This is a genomic window from Pseudomonas zeae, assembly GCF_014268485.2.
GTDB lineage: Bacteria > Pseudomonadota > Gammaproteobacteria > Pseudomonadales > Pseudomonadaceae > Aquipseudomonas > Aquipseudomonas neuropathica.
Map to the genome: position 1 here is coordinate 2,945,891 of NZ_CP077090.1, position 19,622 is coordinate 2,965,512.

17 protein-coding genes are annotated in these 19,622 nt (G+C 62.2%); 6 read left to right on the forward strand and 11 right to left on the reverse strand.

What is annotated here, in order from left to right:
* Positions 1–10: 10 nt before the first annotated feature.
* The 4 genes from HU754_RS12890 to HU754_RS12905 form a co-directional block, all read right to left on the reverse strand.
* Positions 11–667: a DsbA family oxidoreductase gene (locus tag HU754_RS12890; protein WP_186624520.1), complete on the reverse strand. Its 657-nt coding sequence runs from the start codon at positions 665–667 to the stop codon at positions 11–13.
* A complete protein-coding gene (locus HU754_RS12895; protein WP_007916028.1) occupies positions 664–879 on the reverse strand; it encodes a tautomerase family protein in 216 nt (71 codons plus the stop codon). Before HU754_RS12895 ends, HU754_RS12890 begins: the two co-directional genes overlap by 4 nt.
* A gap of 168 nt (positions 880–1,047) precedes the next feature.
* Positions 1,048–1,743 (reverse strand): tRNA (adenine(22)-N(1))-methyltransferase, encoded by a 696-nt coding sequence (locus tag HU754_RS12900; protein WP_302473220.1) that lies wholly within the window; start codon positions 1,741–1,743, stop codon positions 1,048–1,050.
* Between the two features lie 123 nt (positions 1,744–1,866).
* A complete protein-coding gene (locus HU754_RS12905; protein WP_093431666.1) occupies positions 1,867–2,916 on the reverse strand; it encodes an NAD(P)-dependent alcohol dehydrogenase in 1,050 nt (349 codons plus the stop codon).
* Positions 2,917–3,104: 188 nt separating this feature from the next.
* Between HU754_RS12905 and HU754_RS12910 the strand changes: the two genes are divergently transcribed.
* The gene (locus HU754_RS12910) at positions 3,105–4,031 is read left to right on the forward strand and encodes a Gfo/Idh/MocA family protein (protein WP_093430789.1); all 927 of its coding nucleotides are present in this window, start codon (positions 3,105–3,107) and stop codon (positions 4,029–4,031) included.
* Positions 4,032–4,109: 78 nt separating this feature from the next.
* Here HU754_RS12910 and HU754_RS12915 read toward each other — a convergent pair whose 3' ends face one another.
* From HU754_RS12915 to HU754_RS12945, 7 genes are all read right to left on the reverse strand, one after another.
* Complete coding sequence (locus HU754_RS12915; protein WP_099756473.1) at positions 4,110–5,048, reverse strand: AraC family transcriptional regulator; 939 nt, start codon at positions 5,046–5,048, stop codon at positions 4,110–4,112.
* 11 nt (positions 5,049–5,059) lie between these two features.
* A complete protein-coding gene (locus HU754_RS12920) occupies positions 5,060–5,893 on the reverse strand; it encodes an oxidoreductase (RefSeq protein WP_186624522.1) in 834 nt (277 codons plus the stop codon).
* Positions 5,894–6,065: 172 nt separating this feature from the next.
* Positions 6,066–7,328 (reverse strand): NAD(P)/FAD-dependent oxidoreductase, encoded by a 1,263-nt coding sequence (locus HU754_RS12925; protein ID WP_186624523.1) that lies wholly within the window; start codon positions 7,326–7,328, stop codon positions 6,066–6,068.
* A complete protein-coding gene (locus tag HU754_RS12930; protein ID WP_186624524.1) occupies positions 7,318–8,910 on the reverse strand; it encodes an aldehyde dehydrogenase (NADP(+)) in 1,593 nt (530 codons plus the stop codon). Before HU754_RS12930 ends, HU754_RS12925 begins: the two co-directional genes overlap by 11 nt.
* Positions 8,911–8,982: 72 nt before the next feature.
* A complete protein-coding gene (locus HU754_RS12935) occupies positions 8,983–9,930 on the reverse strand; it encodes a dihydrodipicolinate synthase family protein (protein WP_007916052.1) in 948 nt (315 codons plus the stop codon).
* Positions 9,931–9,985: 55 nt separating this feature from the next.
* On the reverse strand, positions 9,986–10,912 hold the full coding sequence (locus tag HU754_RS12940; protein WP_186624525.1) for a 4-hydroxyproline epimerase: 927 nt from the start codon (positions 10,910–10,912) through the stop codon (positions 9,986–9,988).
* Between the two features lie 22 nt (positions 10,913–10,934).
* On the reverse strand, positions 10,935–12,560 hold the full coding sequence (locus HU754_RS12945; RefSeq protein ID WP_099756469.1) for an APC family permease: 1,626 nt from the start codon (positions 12,558–12,560) through the stop codon (positions 10,935–10,937).
* Positions 12,561–12,791: 231 nt separating this feature from the next.
* Here HU754_RS12945 and HU754_RS12950 point away from each other — a divergent pair, with 231 nt between their 5' ends.
* The 5 genes from HU754_RS12950 (at position 12,792) to HU754_RS12970 (ending at position 19,402) form a co-directional block, all read left to right on the forward strand.
* Entirely contained in the window at positions 12,792–13,562 is a 771-nt protein-coding gene (locus HU754_RS12950; RefSeq protein WP_093430807.1) for an AraC family transcriptional regulator, read from the forward strand.
* 108 nt (positions 13,563–13,670) lie between these two features.
* Complete coding sequence (lexA, locus tag HU754_RS12955; RefSeq protein ID WP_116254867.1) at positions 13,671–14,288, forward strand: transcriptional repressor LexA; 618 nt, start codon at positions 13,671–13,673, stop codon at positions 14,286–14,288.
* Positions 14,288–14,905 (forward strand): translesion DNA synthesis-associated protein ImuA, encoded by a 618-nt coding sequence (imuA, locus tag HU754_RS12960; protein ID WP_093430813.1) that lies wholly within the window; start codon positions 14,288–14,290, stop codon positions 14,903–14,905. Before lexA ends, imuA begins: the two co-directional genes overlap by 1 nt.
* A gap of 7 nt (positions 14,906–14,912) precedes the next feature.
* Entirely contained in the window at positions 14,913–16,328 is a 1,416-nt protein-coding gene (locus HU754_RS12965) for a Y-family DNA polymerase (RefSeq protein WP_186624526.1), read from the forward strand.
* On the forward strand, positions 16,304–19,402 hold the full coding sequence (locus HU754_RS12970) for an error-prone DNA polymerase (protein ID WP_217827619.1): 3,099 nt from the start codon (positions 16,304–16,306) through the stop codon (positions 19,400–19,402). The genes HU754_RS12965 and HU754_RS12970 overlap by 25 nt, the downstream gene beginning before the upstream one ends.
* Positions 19,403–19,622: the final 220 nt, after the last annotated feature.

Sequence of the window (19,622 nt, forward strand, 5' to 3'; positions counted from 1 at the left end):
ATTTCGAAGGTCAGGCGTGAGCCGCAACCTGTGCTGCCTGACGTAGCGCTTGCTCGTAATAAGCGACGGACTGGGAACCGGGGATGACCTGTTTGTCATCGATGACCATGGCCGGAACCGAATCGATGCCGCGTTGCTGATAAAACCGTTCGAGTTCGCGCACTGGCTGGCTGAACTCAGCGGTGGCCAGAAGCGCTTGCGCACGCTGGCCATCGAGTCCGACTGCTTCTGCCAGTGTCACCAGCGTGGCGTGGTCATTCGGGTTCTTGCCGTCAGTGAAGTAGGCCTTGAGCAAGGCCTGCTTCAACTCACGCTGACGTCCTTGGGTGGCGGCCCAGAACAGCAGTCGATGGGCGTCGAAGGTGTTGTGGAAATGGCTGCGTTTTTCCAGGTCGAAGTGAAAACCGATCTGCTCGCCGCGCTCGATGATCATCGCGTTGCGATCCGCCACTTGCTCAGCGCTGCGCCCGTATTTGCGCATCATGTGCTCGATGGCGTGCTCACCTTCGGCGGGCATGTCGGGGTTCAGTTCGAACGGTTTGTAGGTCAGCTCTACATCGACTTCGCCCGCCAGATTCCGGATCGCTTGCTCCAGAGCGGTGGCGCCCAACGCACACCAGGGGCAAACGACATCCGAGACGAAATCGATTTTCACGGCCCGGCTCATGACTGCGAGTCCGCCAACTGCTGGCGATATTCGGTGGTGGTAATGCCGGCATAACCCCAGTTATCGGTGTCGACTTCTTCGATCACGATGTGGGTGAGTTTCGGATCCTTGTGCAGCACCCGCTCCATCGTTTCGGTGATTTCCTTGATGACCTGGGCTTTCTGCTCTCGGGTCACGCCGTCACGGGTGATACGTACGCTGATGAAAGGCATTTGGGGTATCTCCAGTCGCTGGCCCGTCGGAGTGATGGGCGGCTGTTGGAGAGGACTTTAGGGGGAGGGCTGGAATTGATAAATGGGGCTTGAGGTACATCATTTGTGATGTGGTGTATCAAATGAGGGCGTGAGGACTCAGGTGATCCTGGCGCGAAACGCTGGCGCTCAGGCCAGCAGTTCGTTGATCCAGCGTGCTTGTCGGGTGATGTCCTGCAGCTTTTGCTCAGGCAGATTGTGCTGCACGCGAGCGAGATGGCTCAGGGTCTTTTGCTTGTGGCGGAGTTTGTGCTGCCACTTGGTCAGGAATGCGGGGCTGCGGGTCTGCAGGTGCAAGGGGCCGAAGTACAGTTCCTGGTCGGAATAGCTCACCGGTTCGGCGCGTTCGGCGACGATGATTTCGTAGTCGAAGCGGTTTTCCCGCAGCACTTCTTCGCTGAGGATGCGGTAGCCGTTTTCCATCAGCCACTGGCGCAGGGGTTGTTCACCGCCGTTGGGCTGCAGGATCAGACGTTCCTGGCCGCTGAGGTGAGCCTTGCCGCTGTCGAGGATGTCGCGGATGGTTTCGCCGCCCATGCCGCAGACGCTGACGGCGGTGATGCCGTCGTCAGGTTTGATTGCTGCCAAACCATCGGCCCGGCGTACGCTGATGTGCTGTTGCAGATCGTTCTCGCGCACGGTGCGTTCAGCCGCTTGGAACGGCGTCGCCGCAACCTCGCCAGCCACTGCCGCAGTGATCGAGCCACGACGCATCAGCGCCACCGGCAGATAGCCGTGATCCGAGCCGATATCGGCCAGTCGCGCACCGGCCGGCACGTGGGCGGCCACGCGTTCAAGGCGCATGGACAATGTCTGTTCGTTCAACGGCAACCCCTTGATGGCAGGCAAAGGGGTGCGACTCTGGCGAGCAACGTCGGGCCTGTCAAATCCCGGCGACGGAATTCAATGGCCCATTGGCCGCACTTAATGGCCAATGGGCGCTGAGGCTTAGCCGGCCAAGGTTGCGTTATCGATCACGAAACGATACTTCACATCACCCTTGAGCATGCGCTCGTAGGCGTCGTTGATCTGGTCGGCGCGGATCAGTTCGATGTCGGAAACGATGCCGTGCTCGGCGCAGAAATCCAGCATCTCCTGGGTTTCCGGAATGCCGCCGATCATCGAGCCGGCAATCGTGCGGCGCTTCATGATCAGATTGAACACGTTCGGCGAAGGGTGCGAGGTGGCCGGCGCACCCACCAGCGTCAACGCACCATCTCGCTTGAGCAGGACGAGGAATGCATCGAGATCGTGCGGCGCGGCGACGGTGTTGAGGATCAAGTCGAAACTCTTGGCGTGGGCGGCCATTTCTTCGGCATTGCGCGAAACCACCACTTCATCGGCACCCAGCGCTTTGGCCGCTTCGCGTTTGGATTCGGAGGTGGTGAACGCCACAACGTGGGCGCCCAGGGCATGGGCCAGTTTGATGCCCATGTGGCCGAGGCCGCCGATGCCGACCACACCGACTTTTTTGCCCGGGCCAGCGTTCCAGTGGCGCAACGGCGAGTAGGTGGTGATGCCGGCACACAGCAGCGGTGCGACGGCGGCCAGTTGCGCTTCGGGATGACGGATGCGCAGCACGTAGCGTTCATGCACGACGATGTTTTGCGAGTAGCCGCCCAGCGTCCAGCCCGGTGCATCCGGGGTCGGGAAGTTGTAGGTGCCGATCATGCCGTCGCAGTAGTTTTCCAGCCCGCTTTCGCAGTCATCGCAATGTTTGCAGCTGTCGACGATGCAACCGACGCCGACCAGATCACCGACCTTGAAATCGGCGACATGCGCGCCGACGGCCGAAACGCGACCGACAATTTCGTGCCCCGGTACGCACGGGAACTGCGTACCGGCCCATTCCGCCCGTACCTGGTGCAGGTCGGAATGGCAGATGCCACAGAACGCGATGTCGATCTGCACATCATGGGCGGCCGGCGCGCGGCGGTTGATCTGCATCGGCTCAAGGGGTTTGTCGCCAGCGTGGGCACCGTAGGCTTGAACAAGCATGGGAACATCCTCAATCGGTTTGTCGTAAGGCATTGTTGCTTGTTCAGCGCTGCGGGCAGTAGTGCATTCCTGTGCAATCCTTGCCTGATCCTGTGCGTCGTTGTGACATTGCGCGGACAGACGCTCGTGGCGTTTGCAGGTAATCTCCCGGTTCACTGACGACAACAAAATCAAAACAGGAGTCATTGATGCAACCAATCCGTCTCGGTCTGGTGGGCTACGGCAAGATCGCCCAAGATCAACACGTCCCGGCGATCAACGCCAATCCCGCTTTCCACTTGGTCTCCGTCGCCACTCAAGGCAAACCCTGCGCGGGCGTGGAGAACTTCCAGTCCTTGAGCGAGTTGCTCGAAAACGGTCCGCCGGTGGATGCGATTGCCTTCTGCACGCCGCCGCAAGGTCGTTTTGCGCTGGTGCAGCAGGCACTGGCCGCCGGCAAACACGTGCTGGTGGAAAAACCGCCGTGCGCCACCTTGGGCGAGGCGCTGGCGCTGGTCGATCAGGCTGCCGGGCAGGGCGTCAGCGCCTTGTTTGCCTGGCACTCACGCTACGCGCCAGGCATCGAAGCCGCCCGCGACTGGCTCGCCTCGCGCACCCTGCAAAGCGTGCAGATCGACTGGAAAGAAGACGTGCGCAAATGGCACCCCGGTCAGGCCTGGATCTGGCAACCCGGCGGCCTCGGCGTATTCGATCCGGGCATCAATGCCTTGTCGATCGTCACTCATTTGCTGGCGCTGCCGTTGTTTGTCGAATCGGCTGAACTGCGCGTGCCAAGCAACTGCCAGTCGCCAATTGCCGCGTCGATCAAAATGTCCGACCCGCGCTGCCTCGATGTGCGCGCAGAGTTTGATTTTGACCATGGGCATGATGAGCTGTGGAGCATTGAGGTGCGTTGCGCTGAAGGCGTGTTGCGCCTGGATAACGGCGGCGCGCTGTTGAGCATTGACGGTGTGCGCCAAGCGGTGTCGGAGGAGGGTGAGTACGCAGCGGTGTATCGGCATTTTCAGCAGTTGATTGGCGACAAGGCCAGTGACCTGGATGTGCAGCCGTTGCGCTTGGTGGCGGACAGTTTCTTTGTCGGCAGTCGGGTGTTGGTTGAGGCTTTTTACGACTAGTGCACCTTCAGCGCTCACCGCTACACACAACGAAAAAGCCTGCCCTGAAAAGCAGGCTTTTCGTTTGTGGCGTGACCGTCAATGCGACGAAACATACTCCGACGGTGTGGTTGGCAATGGCAGTGCATACGTTGCCTTCATCCATTCGATCTCTGCCTGTGGCGTCCTGCCGAAGAAGCGTTTGAACTCACGACTGAATTGCGAAGCACTTTCATAGCCAACGTTGAAGGCGGCTGCCGAGGCACTCATGGCCTGGCGCAACATCAACAGGCGCGCCTGATGCAAACGCGTCGACTTCAAATACTGCATGGGTGAGGTGTCGGTCACGCTGCGAAAGTGCAGGTGGAAGTTCGGCACGCTCATGCTCGCTTCATGGGCCAGTTGCTCGACGTCGAGTCGCTGCTGATAACAACTATGGATCTTGCGGATCGCACGACTCACTTTGCCGAAATGTCCCTGCCGGTTGAGCGCGGCGCGCATGGAGCCACCTTGCTCGCCGGTCAGGATGCGGTAATAGATTTCCCGCAACAGTGCCGGCCCGAGGATTTGCGCTTCGCCGGCAACGCTCATCGCTTCCAGAAAACGCAGGGTGGTTGCCCGCAGTGAAGCGTCCATCGGCGAGGCATACATACCTTTGGGCGGGGCATCGCTTGGGCCATGCACGTCATCCACTTGCAGCATCAACTCGCTGGCCAACTGGAAATCGAGGTGCATGTAGATCGCGAGCATCGGCTCGGTCTCAGTGGCATCGGTCTCCATGGTGAAAGGGATCGGCACCGAGACCACCAGATAGTGCTGGGCGTCATAGACGTAGGTGTCCTCTCCCAGATAGCCGCGTTTGCGGCCCTGGCAGAGAATCACGATGCCGGGGTCATACAGCACCGGGGTGCGCGTCAGGGGGCGATTCGAACGCAGGAAGCGCACGCCTTCGAGGGCGCTGAGGTTGTAGCCCTCGATCGGTGCGAGGGCTTTCATGAGCTGCACCATGCGCGCGGTGCCTGCATCGACCTGCGTCATCACATCCTCTCTCAATGATCGGTGGACCGGCTCAGCGCTTCCCATTGGTCAATCTCGCTGGCAGCATTTTTCAGTTTGTCACGGACCAGACGCAAGGCGTCACTGCCCAATAGCAAATGGGCCGGTGGTGTCGGGCTGGCGATGATCTGCAGCATCGCTTGGGCAGCCTTTTGCGGGTCGCCGAGTTGCTTGCCGCTTTTCTCTTCGCGGGCTTTGCGGATCGGATCGAAACTGGCGTCATAGTCGGCAATGCTGCGCGCGGTGCGTTGCATCGAACGGCCCGCCCAATCCGTGCGGAACGAACCCGGTGCGACGGCAGTGACGAAGATGTTGAACGGCTGCAACTCCTTGCTCAGGGTATCGGAGATCCCTTCGAGCGCAAATTTGCTACCGCAGTAGTAAGCGATGCCCGGCATGGTAATGGTGCCACCCATGGAGGTGATATTGAGGATGTGCCCCGCACGACGCTGGCGAAAGAAGGGCAGAAACGCTTTGATCACCGCCACCGCGCCGAACACGTTGACGTCGAATTGATGACGCATGTCTTGCAGCGGTGATTCTTCGCAAATGCCTTCGTGGCCATATCCGGCGTTGTTGACCAAAACGTCGACGGGACCGTGAGTGGCTTCGACCTGCATAACGACGCTGTCGATCCGCTCGAAATCAGTGACGTCCAGCACCACCCCGTAAGCGTTGTCGGGGGACAGTGCCTGGAAGTTTTTCAGGTCGGTTTCATTGCGCACAGTGCCGATGACACGGTGGCCGTTGGCAATGGCTTCATTGGCCAGCGCATGGCCGAAACCGCTGCTGACGCCGGTGATGAACAGGGTTTTAGCGTGAGTCATGTCGAGCTCCCATTGGGTCAGGTCTGAGTCCATGGTAGCGATCAGCAAACGGGGCACCTATGCCGGTTTATCTTCGAGCATTGCCTATTCCTATCGGGCGCTCTTGATGTTGAAAAAAAACGGCGGCAACGCAGCTACGCTCGCTCACCGTCGAACTTGCAGATCAGTGCCGTCAGAAACGCGCCAACCTATAGGGCTCGCCACTCGGCAATGCCGTTGCCGGGAAGGCGTACAGGCCCGCCATCCGCACCACCATCTCCGCCGTCACCGCCGCCTGCGTCAGCCCCAGATGCTGATGCCCAAAAGCAAGCATCACCTTGCCCCCACACACCTGATCGATCACCGGTAATGAATCGGGCAATGACGGTCGAAAACCCATCCACGGCGTCGCTGCTTCAGCATTCAGATCCTGGCGAAACAAACCCTGACTCAACCGGTGCAGTTGCCACGCACGCTCCATGCTCGGTGGTTTCTCCAGTCCGGCGAATTCAACCGTGCCGGCCAGGCGCAACCCTTCAGACATCGGCGTCATGATGAATTTGCGCTCCAGCGAGGTCACGGGGAAGGGCAGTCGGTCGTGTTCCTGCGGCAGCATCAGGTGATAGCCGCGCTCGGTGTCCAGTGGGACTTTTTTGCCGGTGAGGGCGGCGGTGAGTTTTGCTGAATGTGCGCCGCAGGCGATCAGGACGCGGCTGGCAGTCAGGCCGCTATTGCCGGTGGTCAGCGTAACGCCGTGCTCCTGCACGTAGCCGCCCTGAACCTGTTGCTGGACAAAGCTCACGCCGCTGGCCTTGGCCGCTTCGACCAGTTCGCACACCACGCGGTAGGGATCGATAAAGTGCCCGGTGCGTGGAAAGAACAAACCGCCCTGGATCTGTTCACTGAGTTGCGGCGCGGTTTCGCGGATGGCGCCGGCCTGCCAGTAATCGACCGGCACCTGCTGCTGATGCAGTCGAGCCTGTAATGCCTGGATGGCCTGACGCGATTCGGGGCGTTCGAATACCAGCAGCGAACCATCGATCTTCAGCAAGTCCGGCCTCTGGATGTCGGCGAGCAAGCGCTGCCAGGCGTCCAGGCTGTTTTCATTGAGCGCGCGCAAACCCGCCACGGTGTTCTGAAAAGACACCGGGCGCAGATTCAGCAGCAGGCGGGTGAACCATGGCAGGGCGCGCGGCAGGTATTGCCAGTCCAGTCGCAACGGCCCCATCGGGTCCATCAGCATGGCCGGCAGGCGCTTGAGGATGGACACGTCGGCAATCGGAAACACCTGCTCGGTCGCCAGATGCCCGGCGTTGCCGAACGAGGCGCCGTGGCCGGGTTGCTGCTGATCGATCACGACCACGCGCAACCCTTGGCGAGCCAGACGCAGTGCGCAGGCGACGCCGATGATGCCGGCGCCGACCACGGCGATGTCGTGGGAGCCGTTATTCGCCATGGTGCTGCGCTTCCCTTTGGCCATCGAGCAGACGGCGCAATTGCAGCGGATTGGCCTGTTTCAGTGCGGCAGGCAACAAGCTGTCCGGGAAGTCCTGATAGCACACCGGGCGCAGGAACCGCAGGATCGCCGCGGTACCGACCGAAGTCGTGCGGGCGTCGGAGGTGGCCGGGAAAGGCCCGCCATGCACCATCGCGTCACACACCTCGACGCCGGTTGGCCAGCCGTTGACCAGCAACCGGCCGGCCTTGCGTTCCAGCGTCGGCAGCAGAGCGCGGGCCTGTTGCAGGTCTGGCTCATCCAGGTGCAACGTCGCGGTCAACTGGCCTTCCAGGTGTTCGGCGACCTGGCGTATTTCCGCTTCATTGCTGCATTGCACGATCAGCGCCGCCGCACCGAACGCTTCGGCTTGCAGGCGCTGATCGGCGAGAAAGTCGGCGGCTTCGGTCACGAATACATGGGCCTGGCATTGATTCGGGCCGTTGCCGGTCTGACCGATGCCGGTGATGCGTGCAGCGGCATTTTCGGCCAGTGCATTCACGGCAGACTCGTAAGCACTGAAGATGCCGGGTGTCAGCATGGTCTGCGCGGGGCTGCGTTGAATCACCTCGGCGGTGGCGGCGATGAACTTGTCCAACGCCGGTCCTTTCAAGGCAATCACCAAGCCCGGATTGGTGCAAAACTGGCCCGCGCCTAATGTCAGCGAAGCCACAAACCCTTCCGCCAATGCTTGCGTGCGATTGTCCAACGCCGCTGGAAACAGCAGCACCGGATTGATCGAACTCATTTCCGCGTACACCGGAATCGGCTCGGGCCGCGCTTGCGCCGCTTGCATCAGCGCCAGACCACCGCTACGCGAGCCGGTGAAACCCACTGCGTTAATCCGTGGATCCGTGACCAGCGCAATGCCCACTTCGCGGCCGGAACCGTACAGCAACGAGAACACGCCTTCCGGCAAACCACAGTTTTTTACCGCCCGAGCGACGGCGCGGCCGACCAGTTCGCTGGTGCCGGGATGCGCACTGTGCGCCTTGACGATCACTGGGCAACCGGCGGCCAGCGCCGATGCGGTGTCACCGCCGGCCACGGAGAACGCCAGCGGGAAATTGCTCGCGCCAAACACCGCGACCGGCCCCAGCGCGATCTGCCGTTGACGCAGATCGGCGCGCGGCAACGGCTGACGTTGCGGCTGCGCGCTATCGACACGCACATCCAGCCATTCACCGGCGCGCACGGTGCGAGCGAACATTCTCAATTGTTGGCAAGTACGCCCGCGTTCACCTAGCAGACGCGCGTGCGGCAGGCCGGTTTCGGCGTGGGCACGGTCGATCAGTTCATCGCCGAGGCCTTCGATTTCTTCGGCAATGGATTGCAGGAATTCAGCGCGGACATTCAGGGTTGTCTCGCGATAAACATCGAACGCTGCCCAGGCCAGCGCGCAGGCCTGTTCGACATGCTCGGCCGCTCCACCGGCGTACGCCGGTTCCAGCGTTTCATTCGTAGCCGGATTGATCCCGCGAATGGCGCTGCGATTGCCGGCAATCATGTGCTGCCCGATCAGCATGTGGCCCGTCAAAGTCATGGTGTCTTCCTGATAAAAAGAGGGAGGCCTGCCGCGAATCACAAGGCTTCGCGGCAGGTGAGGGGGACGTGATCAGGCGAAGTTCTGTTCCGCCGACCAGTTCTCGTACCAGTGACGGAACAGCGAATACTGCTTCTCGGCATACCGCCGCTGCGAGTCGCTCAACGCATCGGTTTCATTGAAATGCAGGGTGTATTCCTTGTCGCCGTTGAGCACCATCAGGTGCTTGTAATACAGCACCAGGTCGCAGCCTTCATCGAACGACGACAGCACCGCCAGCGCCGATTCCAGTTCCCGCGCCTGACGCCGGGCCTTGGCGTCACCTTTGGCCGCTTGCTTGCTCAGCGCGACCAGTTGCAGCACCTCGCGGGGCAGGGCGTTGCCGATGCCGGTGATGGCGCCGGTGGCGTTGCAGTTGACGAAACCGTGCACCACTTGCGTGTCGACGCCGACCATCAAGGTCACGTCATCGTCCTTGGAGGTGATGTTTTCGGCGGCGTAACGCAGGTCGGCGCCACCGCCGAATTCCTTGAAGCCGATCAGGTTCGGGTACTCGCGGCGCAGTTCGAAGAACAGGTCAGCGCGGGTGGCAAAGCCGTAGTAAGGGCTGTTGTAGATCACCGCCGGCAAATTTGGCGCGGCTTGCAGAATCGCAGCGAAATGGGCCTTTTGCGCGGTGACCGAAGCGCCGCGAGACAGTACGCGGGGAATCACCATCAAACCCTGCGCGCCGACTTTCGCCGCATGGGCCGCGTGGGAAACCGCTTCGCGGGAGTTCACCGCGCCAGTGCCCACGATCGTCGGAATGCCTGCCGCGACCAGACGCGCCACGCCTTCCTGACGCTCGGCTTCGGTCAGCAGCGGCCAGTCACCCATCGAGCCGCAATAAACCACGGCGCTCATGCCGATATCGATCAGCTCGCGACCCTTGGCCACCAAGGCATCGAAGTCCGGTTTGCGCTGGGCGGTGCACGGGGTCATCAGGGCCGGCATGCAACCGGTGAAGATGTTGTCGCTCATTGTTTTAACTCCTTGGCACATCATTCAAATTGAGGTGAAAAGTCAGCGTGGCGGTTTAGATGCCCCACGCGAACGGGTCTGCTTCGTCGATCAGCAAGGTGCTGTCGGCGGTCATGTAGGCGCGACCGGTGATGTACGGGCGGATGCGTTCGCCTTGCCATTCGAAGCGACCTTCGAACTGGCTGCCGGTGATGCTTGCCTGCACCCAGGTTGCGCCGGGTTGCAGCTTGTCGTCGGCGGCCAGACAGGCGAGTTTGGCGCTGGTGCCGGTGCCGCACGGGGAGCGGTCGTAGGCTTTGCCGGGGCACATGACGAAGTTGCGGCTGTCGGCCTGATCGTCATCGGCGAACAGTTCGATGTGATCGATCACCGCGCCGTCCTCGCCGTAAATGCCTTGGTCTTTGAGGGCCTTGAGCATGGCCCAGGTGTACGCTGTGAGGTGTTCGACGTTGTCCATGGTCAGCGTCTGGCCGTGCTCGGAAACGAGGAAGAACCAGTTGCCGCCGTAGGCGATGTCGCCCAACACGCGGCCGTAACCCGGCACATCCACCGGCACCTGTTGGCGATGGCGATAAGCGGGGACGTTGCCCAGGGTGACGGTTCCGTCGTCATGCAACGTGGCGCTGACCGGGCCGACCGGGGTGTCGATTTTGTGCTCGCCCGGTTCGATTTGCCCCAGGTACTGCAGCGAGTTGATCAGGCCGATGGTGCCGTGGCCGCACATGCCGAGGTAGCCGGCGTTGTTGAAGAAGATCACCCCGCAAGTGGCGTCCGCCGAGACCGGTTCGCAATACAACGCGCCGACCAGCACATCATTGCCGCGCGGTTCCAGCAGGCAGGCGCGGCGCCATTGATCATGTTGAGTGCGCAGCGCATCGCGCTTCTCGACCATGCTGTTGCCGGGCAGCTCGGGGAAGCCGTTCATTACCAGGCGCGTCGGTTCACCGCCGGTGTGGGAATCAATCACGTGTACTCGTTTCATGAACATGTCCCGTTGGATGATTTCAGTAGGCGCCGGCAGGGCGCGCAGAGACGGTCGAGGCGGGGGCAGCGATTTCGCTTTCCTCGTCGTCCTCTTCCAGGCGCAGCAGATGCGCCGGTACACCGGTCGCCGCGCCCCAGTAGTAAATGCCGGTGGCACACGCCGCGACGACAAGGGTGTCGAATGGATGGGCGAGGATGCCGAGGCCGCCGAAGGTGCCGAGTTTCGACAGCACGATGGTCACCGCGTAGAAGGCGATCAGCCACGCCGAGGAACGCACTTGGCTGGCCAGATTCAGGTGAGCGGTTGGCACAAATCGACCGCACAGCAGATACACCACGAACATCAGGATCTGCAGACCGAGCAGCCACGACACGGTGCTCCAGCCCGACCAGTAGACGATCAGCGCGGCGATGATGAACGACACCGGCCCGAGCACGCCCATGCACTTGACCCGGAACGGCCGTGGCATGTCCGGCGCATTGCGGCGCAGCGCGGCCACCGACACCGGCGCCACGGCGTAGCTCAACACCAGCGCAGCGGAGACCACGTTGATCAGCGCCTCCCACGACGGGAACGGCAACGTCCAGAACACCGACAGGGCGAAGGTCAGCCACAGCGCCGGGCGCGGGATGCCGGACTTTTCATCGATGTGGGTGAAGACCTTGAAGAAGGTCCCGGTCTGCGCCCAGCCATAGATCACTCGCGGGGTCGCGTTCATGTAGATGTTGCCGCAGCCGCTCGGCGAGATCACCGCATCGGCGACCACCAGATACGCCAGCCAGCCCACGCCCAGCGCCAGCGCAATGTCGCGGTACGGTAGGGCAAATTCCTTGCTGATTCCGGCCCAGCCGTTGGCGAGCATTTCCGTCGGGATGCTGCCGAGAAAGGCCATTTGCAGCAGCACGTAAATCAGTGTCGACAGCAGCACCGAGAGGATCAACGCAATGGGAATGGTGCGCTGCGGATTCTTCACTTCACTGGCCACCGAGATGATCGGCGTCAGGCCCAGATACGCGAAAATGATGCCACCCGCCGACACGGCCATCTCGACGCCGGACAGGCCAAACGGGGCAAAGCCTTGCACCTCGAAGTTGGCCGGTTTGAAGAAGGTGAACAGCACCCCGATCACCAGCAACGGCACGATGAATTTGAACACGCTGACCAGATTGTTGGCCTTGGCGAAGGTTTTCACGCTGCGGTAGTTGAGCAGGAAGAACACGCACAACAGCCCGAACTGCACCAGCCAGCCGAGAATCGTCGGATCGCCGGTGCCAGCTTTGGACAGGCCGGGAAACCACGCCGCTGCGTATTGGCGCGAAGCGACCACTTCGATGGCGACCAGACTGGAAAACGCAATCAGGGTGATGAAGCCCATCAAGTAGCCGAGCAGCGGCCCGTGGGAGTAAACCGGATAACGCACCACGCCGCCGGCACGCGGCAGTGCAGCGCCGAGTTCGCAATAGACGATGCCCAGCAACAACACGGCGAAGCCGCCCAGCAGCCAGGAAAAAATCCCCGCCGGGCCGGCAATGGCGGACACATGACTGGCCGCGAACAACCAGCCGGAACCGAAGATCGCCCCCAGCCCGATAAATGTGAGGTCGATCAGTGAAAGCTGTTTTTTGAACTTGCCTTGGCCTGACATGGCATCGCCTTCTTGTGAGTTATTGGATAGGCAGTTGTGTCACTGGGACGGCCAGACTTTGAACTCATCGACCTCGCGGCGATTGATGTTTTTTGCTGGCTTCGATGACGAAATCAGCACAATGACGCCGATAAAACATGGCCCTCGACACGCCGCGAACGATGCTGCAATCTGCGGGCGAACGGCGCATGGCGGGCATTTGGTCTGTCCACGTTACGAGGGGAATCTTTGATGCAGCAGGCGTTTTCGATCCTGGCTCAAGGCATGAATGGCCAGCGTCCGCAGACACTGGAGGAACTCTTGGCCGGCGCGGCGCTGTTGTTGCCGATGCTTGATGTGATCCCCAATGCGGCGATTTTCATCAAGGATGTGCAGGCCCGATACGTGCTTGCCAACCGCACGCTGGTGCAGCGCTGTGGCTTGAAGGATTTGCGTCCGTTACTGGGCAAGACCAGCGCGCAGGTGTTTCCGGCGCAACTCGGGCCGGGCTACACCGAGCAGGATCGCAAGGTGCTGGAGGAGGGTTTTGTGCTGGAGGATCAGCTCGAACTGCATCTGTACGGCAGCCGCGAACCGGGGTGGTGCCTGACGCACAAGCAGCCACTGTATAACCGTGACGGGGTGATTATCGGTCTGGCGGGGATTTCGGTGGACCTGCAATCGGCCAGTGAAACCCACCCGGCATTCGAGCGGCTGGCGGCTGTCGATGAGCATATTCGCGCGAATTTCAATCGCCGCGTGACCCTCGGTGAACTGACCCGCATCGCCGGTATTTCCGTGGCGCAACTGGAGCGTTACTGCAAACGGGTATTCCACCTGACGCCACGGCAGATGATCCAGAAAGTACGCCTGGAGCATGCGCATCGATTGCTGCACACCGACCTGCCGATAACGGACGTGGCGCTGCAATGCGGCTACACCGATCACAGCGCGTTCACGCGCCAGTTCAAGGCGTCGACCGGGTTTACGCCACGCGAGTATCGGCAGGCCACTTCACCCTGATCAAGTGACCATTGAAGATCAATGCAGGCGCTGCCGAACCTTCGGCAACTCCTGCGTCGGCCTGGGCCGACCTGCGGTGCTTGTCAGGAAAATCCTACAGGAGTACAAATGTACTCCATGACGAACCTGACTCCCCGCCGTACTGCCATTCTGACTTTTATCCGCGATCGAATCGCCGAACACGGTCAGCCCCCAAGCCTCGCTGAAATCAGCGAGGCTTTTGGTTTTGCCTCGCGCAGCGTGGCGCGTAAGCATGTACTCGCGCTCACCGAAGCCGGTTTTATCGAGGTCAATCCGCATCAGGCCCGGGGTATTCGCCTGCTCGGGCAGCCGGCGCGCCCGGAATTGCTCGACATTCCCGTGCTCGGCCGCGTCGCTGCCGGTGCGCCGATTGGCGCCGATGCCGACATCCATAGCCGCTTGCTGCTCGACCCGGTGCTGTTCTCCCGTACGCCCGATTACATGCTGCGGGTGCAGGGCGATTCGATGATCGAGGACGGCATTCTCGACGGCGATCTGGTCGGCGTGAAGCGCAATCCCGAGGCGCTCAACGGCCAGATCGTCGTAGCGCGCCTCGACGGTGAAGTCACCATCAAACGTTTCGAACGGCTGGGCGATGCCGTGCGGCTGTTGCCGCGCAACCCGGCGTATCAGCCGATTGTCGTGCGTGACGATCAGGATCTGGCCATCGAAGGGGTGTTTTGCGGTCTGGTGAGGCAAGGCTGATGGGCGCCGTCGTTGCGTTGGATACGCTGTTCAATGGCGGCCAGGTCTGGAAAGGCCGGCCTGCGCCACCGGCCGCCAGCCCGCAGCCGACCGGCCACGCCGCGCTGGACGCGGCACTGCCCAGCGGTGGCTGGCCGGAAGCGGCGTTGAGCGAAATCCTCCTGGCCGGTCCCGGTGTCGGCGAACTGCAGCTGGTCTGGCCGACGCTGGCGCGGTTGTCGGCGGCGGGCGAGCGCATCGTGCTGGTGGCGCCGCCGTTCGTGCCGTACCCGCAGGCGTGGGCAAGCGCCGGGGTCGATCTGCGCCAGTTGTCGGTGATCCAGGCCACCGAGCGCGATGCCTTGTGGGCGGCGGAACAATGTTTACGTTCGGGCAGTTGCGGCGCGGTGCTGTGCTGGCCGCACAAGGCTGATGATCGCGCGTTGCGCCGTTTGCAGGTGGCGGCGGAAACCGGTCAGACCCTGGCGTTTGCCTGGCGGCCGTTGAGCGAAGCGATCAATCCGTCACCGGCGGCGTTACGCATTGCCATCGACGCCAGACCTGCACAGTTGCGCGTGCTCAAGTGCCGTGGCGGGCTGGCGCGTACGGCACCGATTGCCTTTGCTGTGGGGCACTGAGGTCACCATGCGCTGGGTGTGTATCCTGTTTCCGCAATTGGCTCTGGACGCCGTGCTGCGTCAGCGTCCCGATCCCGATGAACCGTTGGTGCTGCTTAACGGCCCGGCCCAGCGCCGGGTGTTGCAAGCGGTCAACCCGGCGGCGCGCAAGCTTGGTTTGCGCGCAGGCCAGTCGATGACCGCTGCGCAGGCGATGAGCAAAGGCTTTGCCACGGCTGATTACGAGGCCGCCGAGGTCGAACACTGGCAGCAGTTTCTCGCCGCGTGGGCCTACCGTTTCAGCTCGCAGGTCAGCGTGCATTACCCGCGTACCGTGGTGTTCGAGATCGAATCCAGCCTGGGTCTGTTCGGTTCGTGGGCGCAGTTCGAAGCACGACTGCGCCGGGAACTGACCGACCTGGGCTTCCGCCATCGCATCGTCGCGGCACCGAATCCCGTGGCGGCGCGGGTGCTGGCCAACGCCTATGACGGCTTGGTGGTGCCGGACGGCGAGGCCTTGCAGCATCATCTCGGTCAGTTGCCGGTCGACCGTGTCGGTCTGGAGCCAGCGATGGCCACGGCGTTGTCGCGCATGGGCCTGCGCAATCTCAGTCAGGTGCAGAGCCTGCCGCGTCAGGCGCTGGCCCGGCGCTTCGAAGCGCAGATGCTCAAGCATCTCGACACGCTGTTCGGCGCGCGGCCATTGGCGCTGGCGTTTTACCTGCCGCCGGATCGTTTCGACGTACGCATCGAACTCAACTTTGACGTGCAGTCCCATCAGGCACTGTTGTTCCCGTTACGCCGTTTGACCGGCGATCTGTCGGCGTTCCTCTGCGGGCGTGACAGCGGCGTGCAGCGTTTCGATCTGCACCTGGAACACGCCGGGCTGCCGGACAGCATCATCAAGGTCGGCCTGCTCAGCGCCGAACGTGATCCGGCGATGCTCTTCGAACTGGCCCGTGGCCGGCTGGAACAAGTGCAAGTCGAGGCGCCCGTGCGCGGCTTTCGTCTGCGCGCCGAGGACCTGCCGAGTTTCGTGCCGCAGTTTCAGCAACTGTTCGACGACCGTCCGCAGCAGACCTTGCCGTGGGAGCAGTTGCGCGAACGCCTGCGTGCGCGCTTGGGCGATGACGCGGTGCAGGGGTTGCGTTTTCAGGCCGATCATCGTCCCGAGTGCGCGTGGCAGCACGGCGTTGATAAACAACGCTGCGCAGGCTTGCCGAACGTGCATCGTCCGGGCTGGTTGCTCGGCGAGCCACAAAGCGTGGCGGAAGGTTCGGCGCGGATTCTCATGGGCCCGGAGCGCATCGAGTCCGGCTGGTGGGACGGTGACGACGTGCGTCGCGATTATTACCTGATCCAGAACCGCGCCGGTCAGCAGGGCTGGGCTTATCGGGCGGTGGGTGAGGGCGGTCCGCTGTGGCTGCAGGGCTGGTTTGCATGAACGACGGTTATGCCGAACTGCACTGCCTGTCGAACTTCAGTTTTCAACGCGGTGCGTCCAGTGCGCTGGAACTGTTCCAACGCGCAAAAAAGCACGGCTATCAGGCACTGGCGATCACCGATGAATGCACGCTGGCCGGGATCGTTCGGGCCTGGCAAGCGGCGAAATCGGTGGAGCTGCCGCTGGTCATCGGCAGCGAAGTGCGTATCGAAAACGGCCCGAAACTGGTGCTGCTGGTGGAGAATCTGGCGGGCTATCAAGCGCTGTGCGGCCTGATCACCCGCGCCCGACGGCGCACGCAGAAAGGCCAGTATCAGGTGCTGCGCGAAGACTTCGCCGAGCCGTTGCCGGGGTTGCTGGTGTTGTGGGTGCCGGACTCGCTTGATGACGTGGAGGAGGGTCGTTGGCTGCAGCAGACCTTTGGCGAACGGTTGTGGCTGGCAGTGCAATTGCATCGTGGCCAGGACGATCAGCAGCGGTTGGCGGCATTGTCGGGGCTGGCCGCCGAGTTGCAGATTCCTGCCGTGGCCAGCGGCGATGTGCACATGCACGCCCGTGGCCGGCGTGCCTTGCAGGACACCATGACTGCGATCCGTCATCACGTGCCGGTGGCCGAGGCGGGGTTACGTTTGCACCCCAATGGCGAACGGCATTTACGCAGTGTCGAGGTCGTGCGCGAGTTGTATCCGCAGGCCTTGCTCGATGAGTCGGTGAGCCTGGCCCGGCGCTGCACCTTCGACCTGGGCGAGTTGCGTTATCAGTATCCGAAAGAACTGGTGCCGGAAGGGCACAGCGCCAGTTCCTGGCTACGGCATCTGACCGAAGAGGGCATCGCCTGGCGCTGGCCACAGGGGCCTCAAGCCAAAGTGCTCAAGCAGATCGACGATGAATTGAAGCTGATCGCCGAACTCGGTTACGAAAGCTACTTTCTCACCGTGCACGATGTGGTGCACTTCGCCCGCGAGCAGAAGATTCTGTGTCAGGGCCGTGGCTCTGCGGCCAACTCGGCGGTGTGTTTTGCCTTGGGCATCACCGAAATCGACCCGGATCGCACCACGCTGCTGTTCGAACGCTTCATGTCCAAGGAGCGCAACGAGCCGCCGGACATCGACGTCGACTTCGAGCACGAGCGCCGCGAAGAAGTCCTGCAATACGTGTTTCGCCGTTACGGCCGTGGTCGTGCGGCGCTGACGGCGGTGGTCAGCACCTACCACGCTGCCGGCGCGGTGCGCGACGTGGCCAAGGCCTTGGGCCTGCCGCCGGATCAGATCAACGCACTGGCTGATTGCTGCGGCCACTGGAGCGATGAAACACCGCCGGTCGCGCGTTTGCTCGAAGGCGGTTTCGACCCGGACAGCCCGGTGCTGCGCCGGGTGCTGAGCCTGACCGGGCAGTTGATCGGTTTCCCCCGGCATCTGTCGCAGCACCCCGGCGGCTTTGTGATTTCCGAGCAGCCGCTGGACACGCTGGTGCCGGTGGAGAACGCCGCCATGGCCGAGCGCACGATCATTCAGTGGGACAAGGATGACCTCGATGCAGTCGGCCTGCTCAAGGTGGATATTCTCGCCCTCGGCATGCTCAGCGCGATTCGCCGCTGCTTCGACCTGCTGCGCCACCATCGCAATCTGGATCTGAGCCTGGCGACGATTCCAGCCGAAGACAAACCGACCTACGACATGATCAGCCGCGCCGACACCATCGGCGTGTTCCAGATCGAGTCGCGGGCGCAGATGTCGATGCTGCCGCGCCTGAGACCGGCGAAGTTCTACGATCTGGTGATTGAGGTGGCCATCGTCCGCCCGGGACCGATTCAGGGCGGGATGGTGCATCCGTATCTGCGTCGCCGGAACAAGGAAGAAGAGGAAACCTACCCGTCACCAGAACTCAAGGTTGTTCTGGAAAGAACCCTCGGCGTGCCGCTGTTTCAGGAACAGGTGATGCAGATCGCCATCGTCGCCGCCGATTACAGCCCCGGCGAGGCTGATCAGTTGCGTCGCTCGATGGCTGCGTGGAAACGCCACGGCGGACTGGAACCGCACAAGGAACGCCTCGCCGCCGGCATGAAGAAGAACGGCTACACGCCGGAGTTCGCCGCGCAGATTTTCGAGCAGATCAAAGGCTTCGGCAGCTACGGTTTTCCTGAGTCCCACGCCGCCAGTTTTGCCTTGCTGACTTACGCCAGTTGCTGGCTCAAGTGCCACGAACCGGCGGCGTTCGCCTGCGCGTTGATCAATAGCTGGCCGATGGGCTTCTACAGCCCGGACCAGATTCTCCAGGATGCGCGCCGCCATCAGTTGCAGATCCGCCCGGTCGACGTGCGCGCCAGTGACTGGGATTGCAGCCTGGAAACCACCACGACGGCGCAACCGGCGATTCGCATGGGTCTGCGGATGATCAAGGGTTTTCGCGAGGACGATGCCCGGCGCATCGAAGCGGCGCGCGCGCGCGGGGCATTTGCCGATGTCGCCGACCTGGGCGAGCGGGCGGCGCTCGACAGTCGGGCGCAGGCGTTGCTCGCCGATTCCGGGGCGTTGCGTGGCCTGGCCGGACATCGGCATCGGGCGCGCTGGGAAGTCGCCGGGGTGCAGAAACAGCTGGGCCTGTTTGCCGGGTTGCCGAGTCAGGAGGAGCCGGAGGTGGTACTACCCAAACCCAGCGTTGGCGAGGATCTGCACGCCGATTACAGCACCGTCGGCACCACGTTGGGGCCGCATCCGCTGGCACTGTTGCGCGGCGAACTCAAAGCCCGGCGCTGCCGCAGTTCGCAGGAGTTGCTTGAAGTCGAACATGGCCGACCGGTGAGCATCGCCGGGCTGGTGACGGGACGGCAACGACCGGGCACCGCCAGTGGCGTGACCTTTGTGACGCTGGAAGATGAGTTCGGCAACGTCAACGTGGTGGTCTGGCGGGATCTGGCCGAGCGTCAACGGCAAGTGCTGGTGGGCTCGCAACTGCTGAAAGTCGACGGCCGCTGGGAGCGCGAAGGCGAAGTGCGCCACCTGATCGCCGGCCGCCTGAGCGACCTCAGCTCGCTGCTCAATGGCATCCGCGTGCAGAGCCGCGATTTCCATTGATCAACACAACCCTTGTAGGAGTGAGCCTGCTCGCGATAGCGGTGTGTCAGACAACATCAACGTGAATGACACACCGCTATCGCGAGCAGGCTCACTCCTACAGGGGTTTTGCTTATGTTCAAGACGGCCAATTCATTGGCGTCAAAAAAGCCTGTCGTGAATGATGGCACTTTGTCATAATGCCGCCCCTTTTCAGCTCCCGAGCGCCTTGCCGTGTCGG

Bases quoted from the DNA above. Each gene is read 5' to 3' on its own strand.
- HU754_RS12895 (WP_007916028.1), bottom strand. From the start codon at position 879: ATGCCTTTCATCAGCGTACGTATCACCCGTGACGGCGTGACCCGAGAG.
- HU754_RS12935 (WP_007916052.1), bottom strand. From the start codon at position 9,930: ATGAGCGACAACATCTTCACCGGTTGCATGCCGGCCCTGATGACCCCG.
- HU754_RS12965 (WP_186624526.1), top strand. From the start codon at position 14,913: ATGCGCTGGGTGTGTATCCTGTTTCCGCAATTGGCTCTGGACGCCGTG.
- HU754_RS12930 (WP_186624524.1), bottom strand. From the start codon at position 8,910: ATGACTTTGACGGGCCACATGCTGATCGGGCAGCACATGATTGCCGGC.
- HU754_RS12920 (WP_186624522.1), bottom strand. From the start codon at position 5,893: ATGACTCACGCTAAAACCCTGTTCATCACCGGCGTCAGCAGCGGTTTC.
- HU754_RS12910 (WP_093430789.1), top strand. From the start codon at position 3,105: ATGCAACCAATCCGTCTCGGTCTGGTGGGCTACGGCAAGATCGCCCAA.
- HU754_RS12945 (WP_099756469.1), bottom strand. From the start codon at position 12,560: ATGTCAGGCCAAGGCAAGTTCAAAAAACAGCTTTCACTGATCGACCTC.
- HU754_RS12905 (WP_093431666.1), bottom strand. From the start codon at position 2,916: ATGCTTGTTCAAGCCTACGGTGCCCACGCTGGCGACAAACCCCTTGAG.
- imuA (WP_093430813.1), top strand. From the start codon at position 14,288: ATGGGCGCCGTCGTTGCGTTGGATACGCTGTTCAATGGCGGCCAGGTC.
- HU754_RS12915 (WP_099756473.1), bottom strand. From the start codon at position 5,048: ATGACGCAGGTCGATGCAGGCACCGCGCGCATGGTGCAGCTCATGAAA.
- HU754_RS12890 (WP_186624520.1), bottom strand. From the start codon at position 667: ATGAGCCGGGCCGTGAAAATCGATTTCGTCTCGGATGTCGTTTGCCCC.
- HU754_RS12940 (WP_186624525.1), bottom strand. From the start codon at position 10,912: ATGAAACGAGTACACGTGATTGATTCCCACACCGGCGGTGAACCGACG.
- HU754_RS12950 (WP_093430807.1), top strand. From the start codon at position 12,792: ATGCAGCAGGCGTTTTCGATCCTGGCTCAAGGCATGAATGGCCAGCGT.
- lexA (WP_116254867.1), top strand. From the start codon at position 13,671: ATGTACTCCATGACGAACCTGACTCCCCGCCGTACTGCCATTCTGACT.
- HU754_RS12925 (WP_186624523.1), bottom strand. From the start codon at position 7,328: ATGGCGAATAACGGCTCCCACGACATCGCCGTGGTCGGCGCCGGCATC.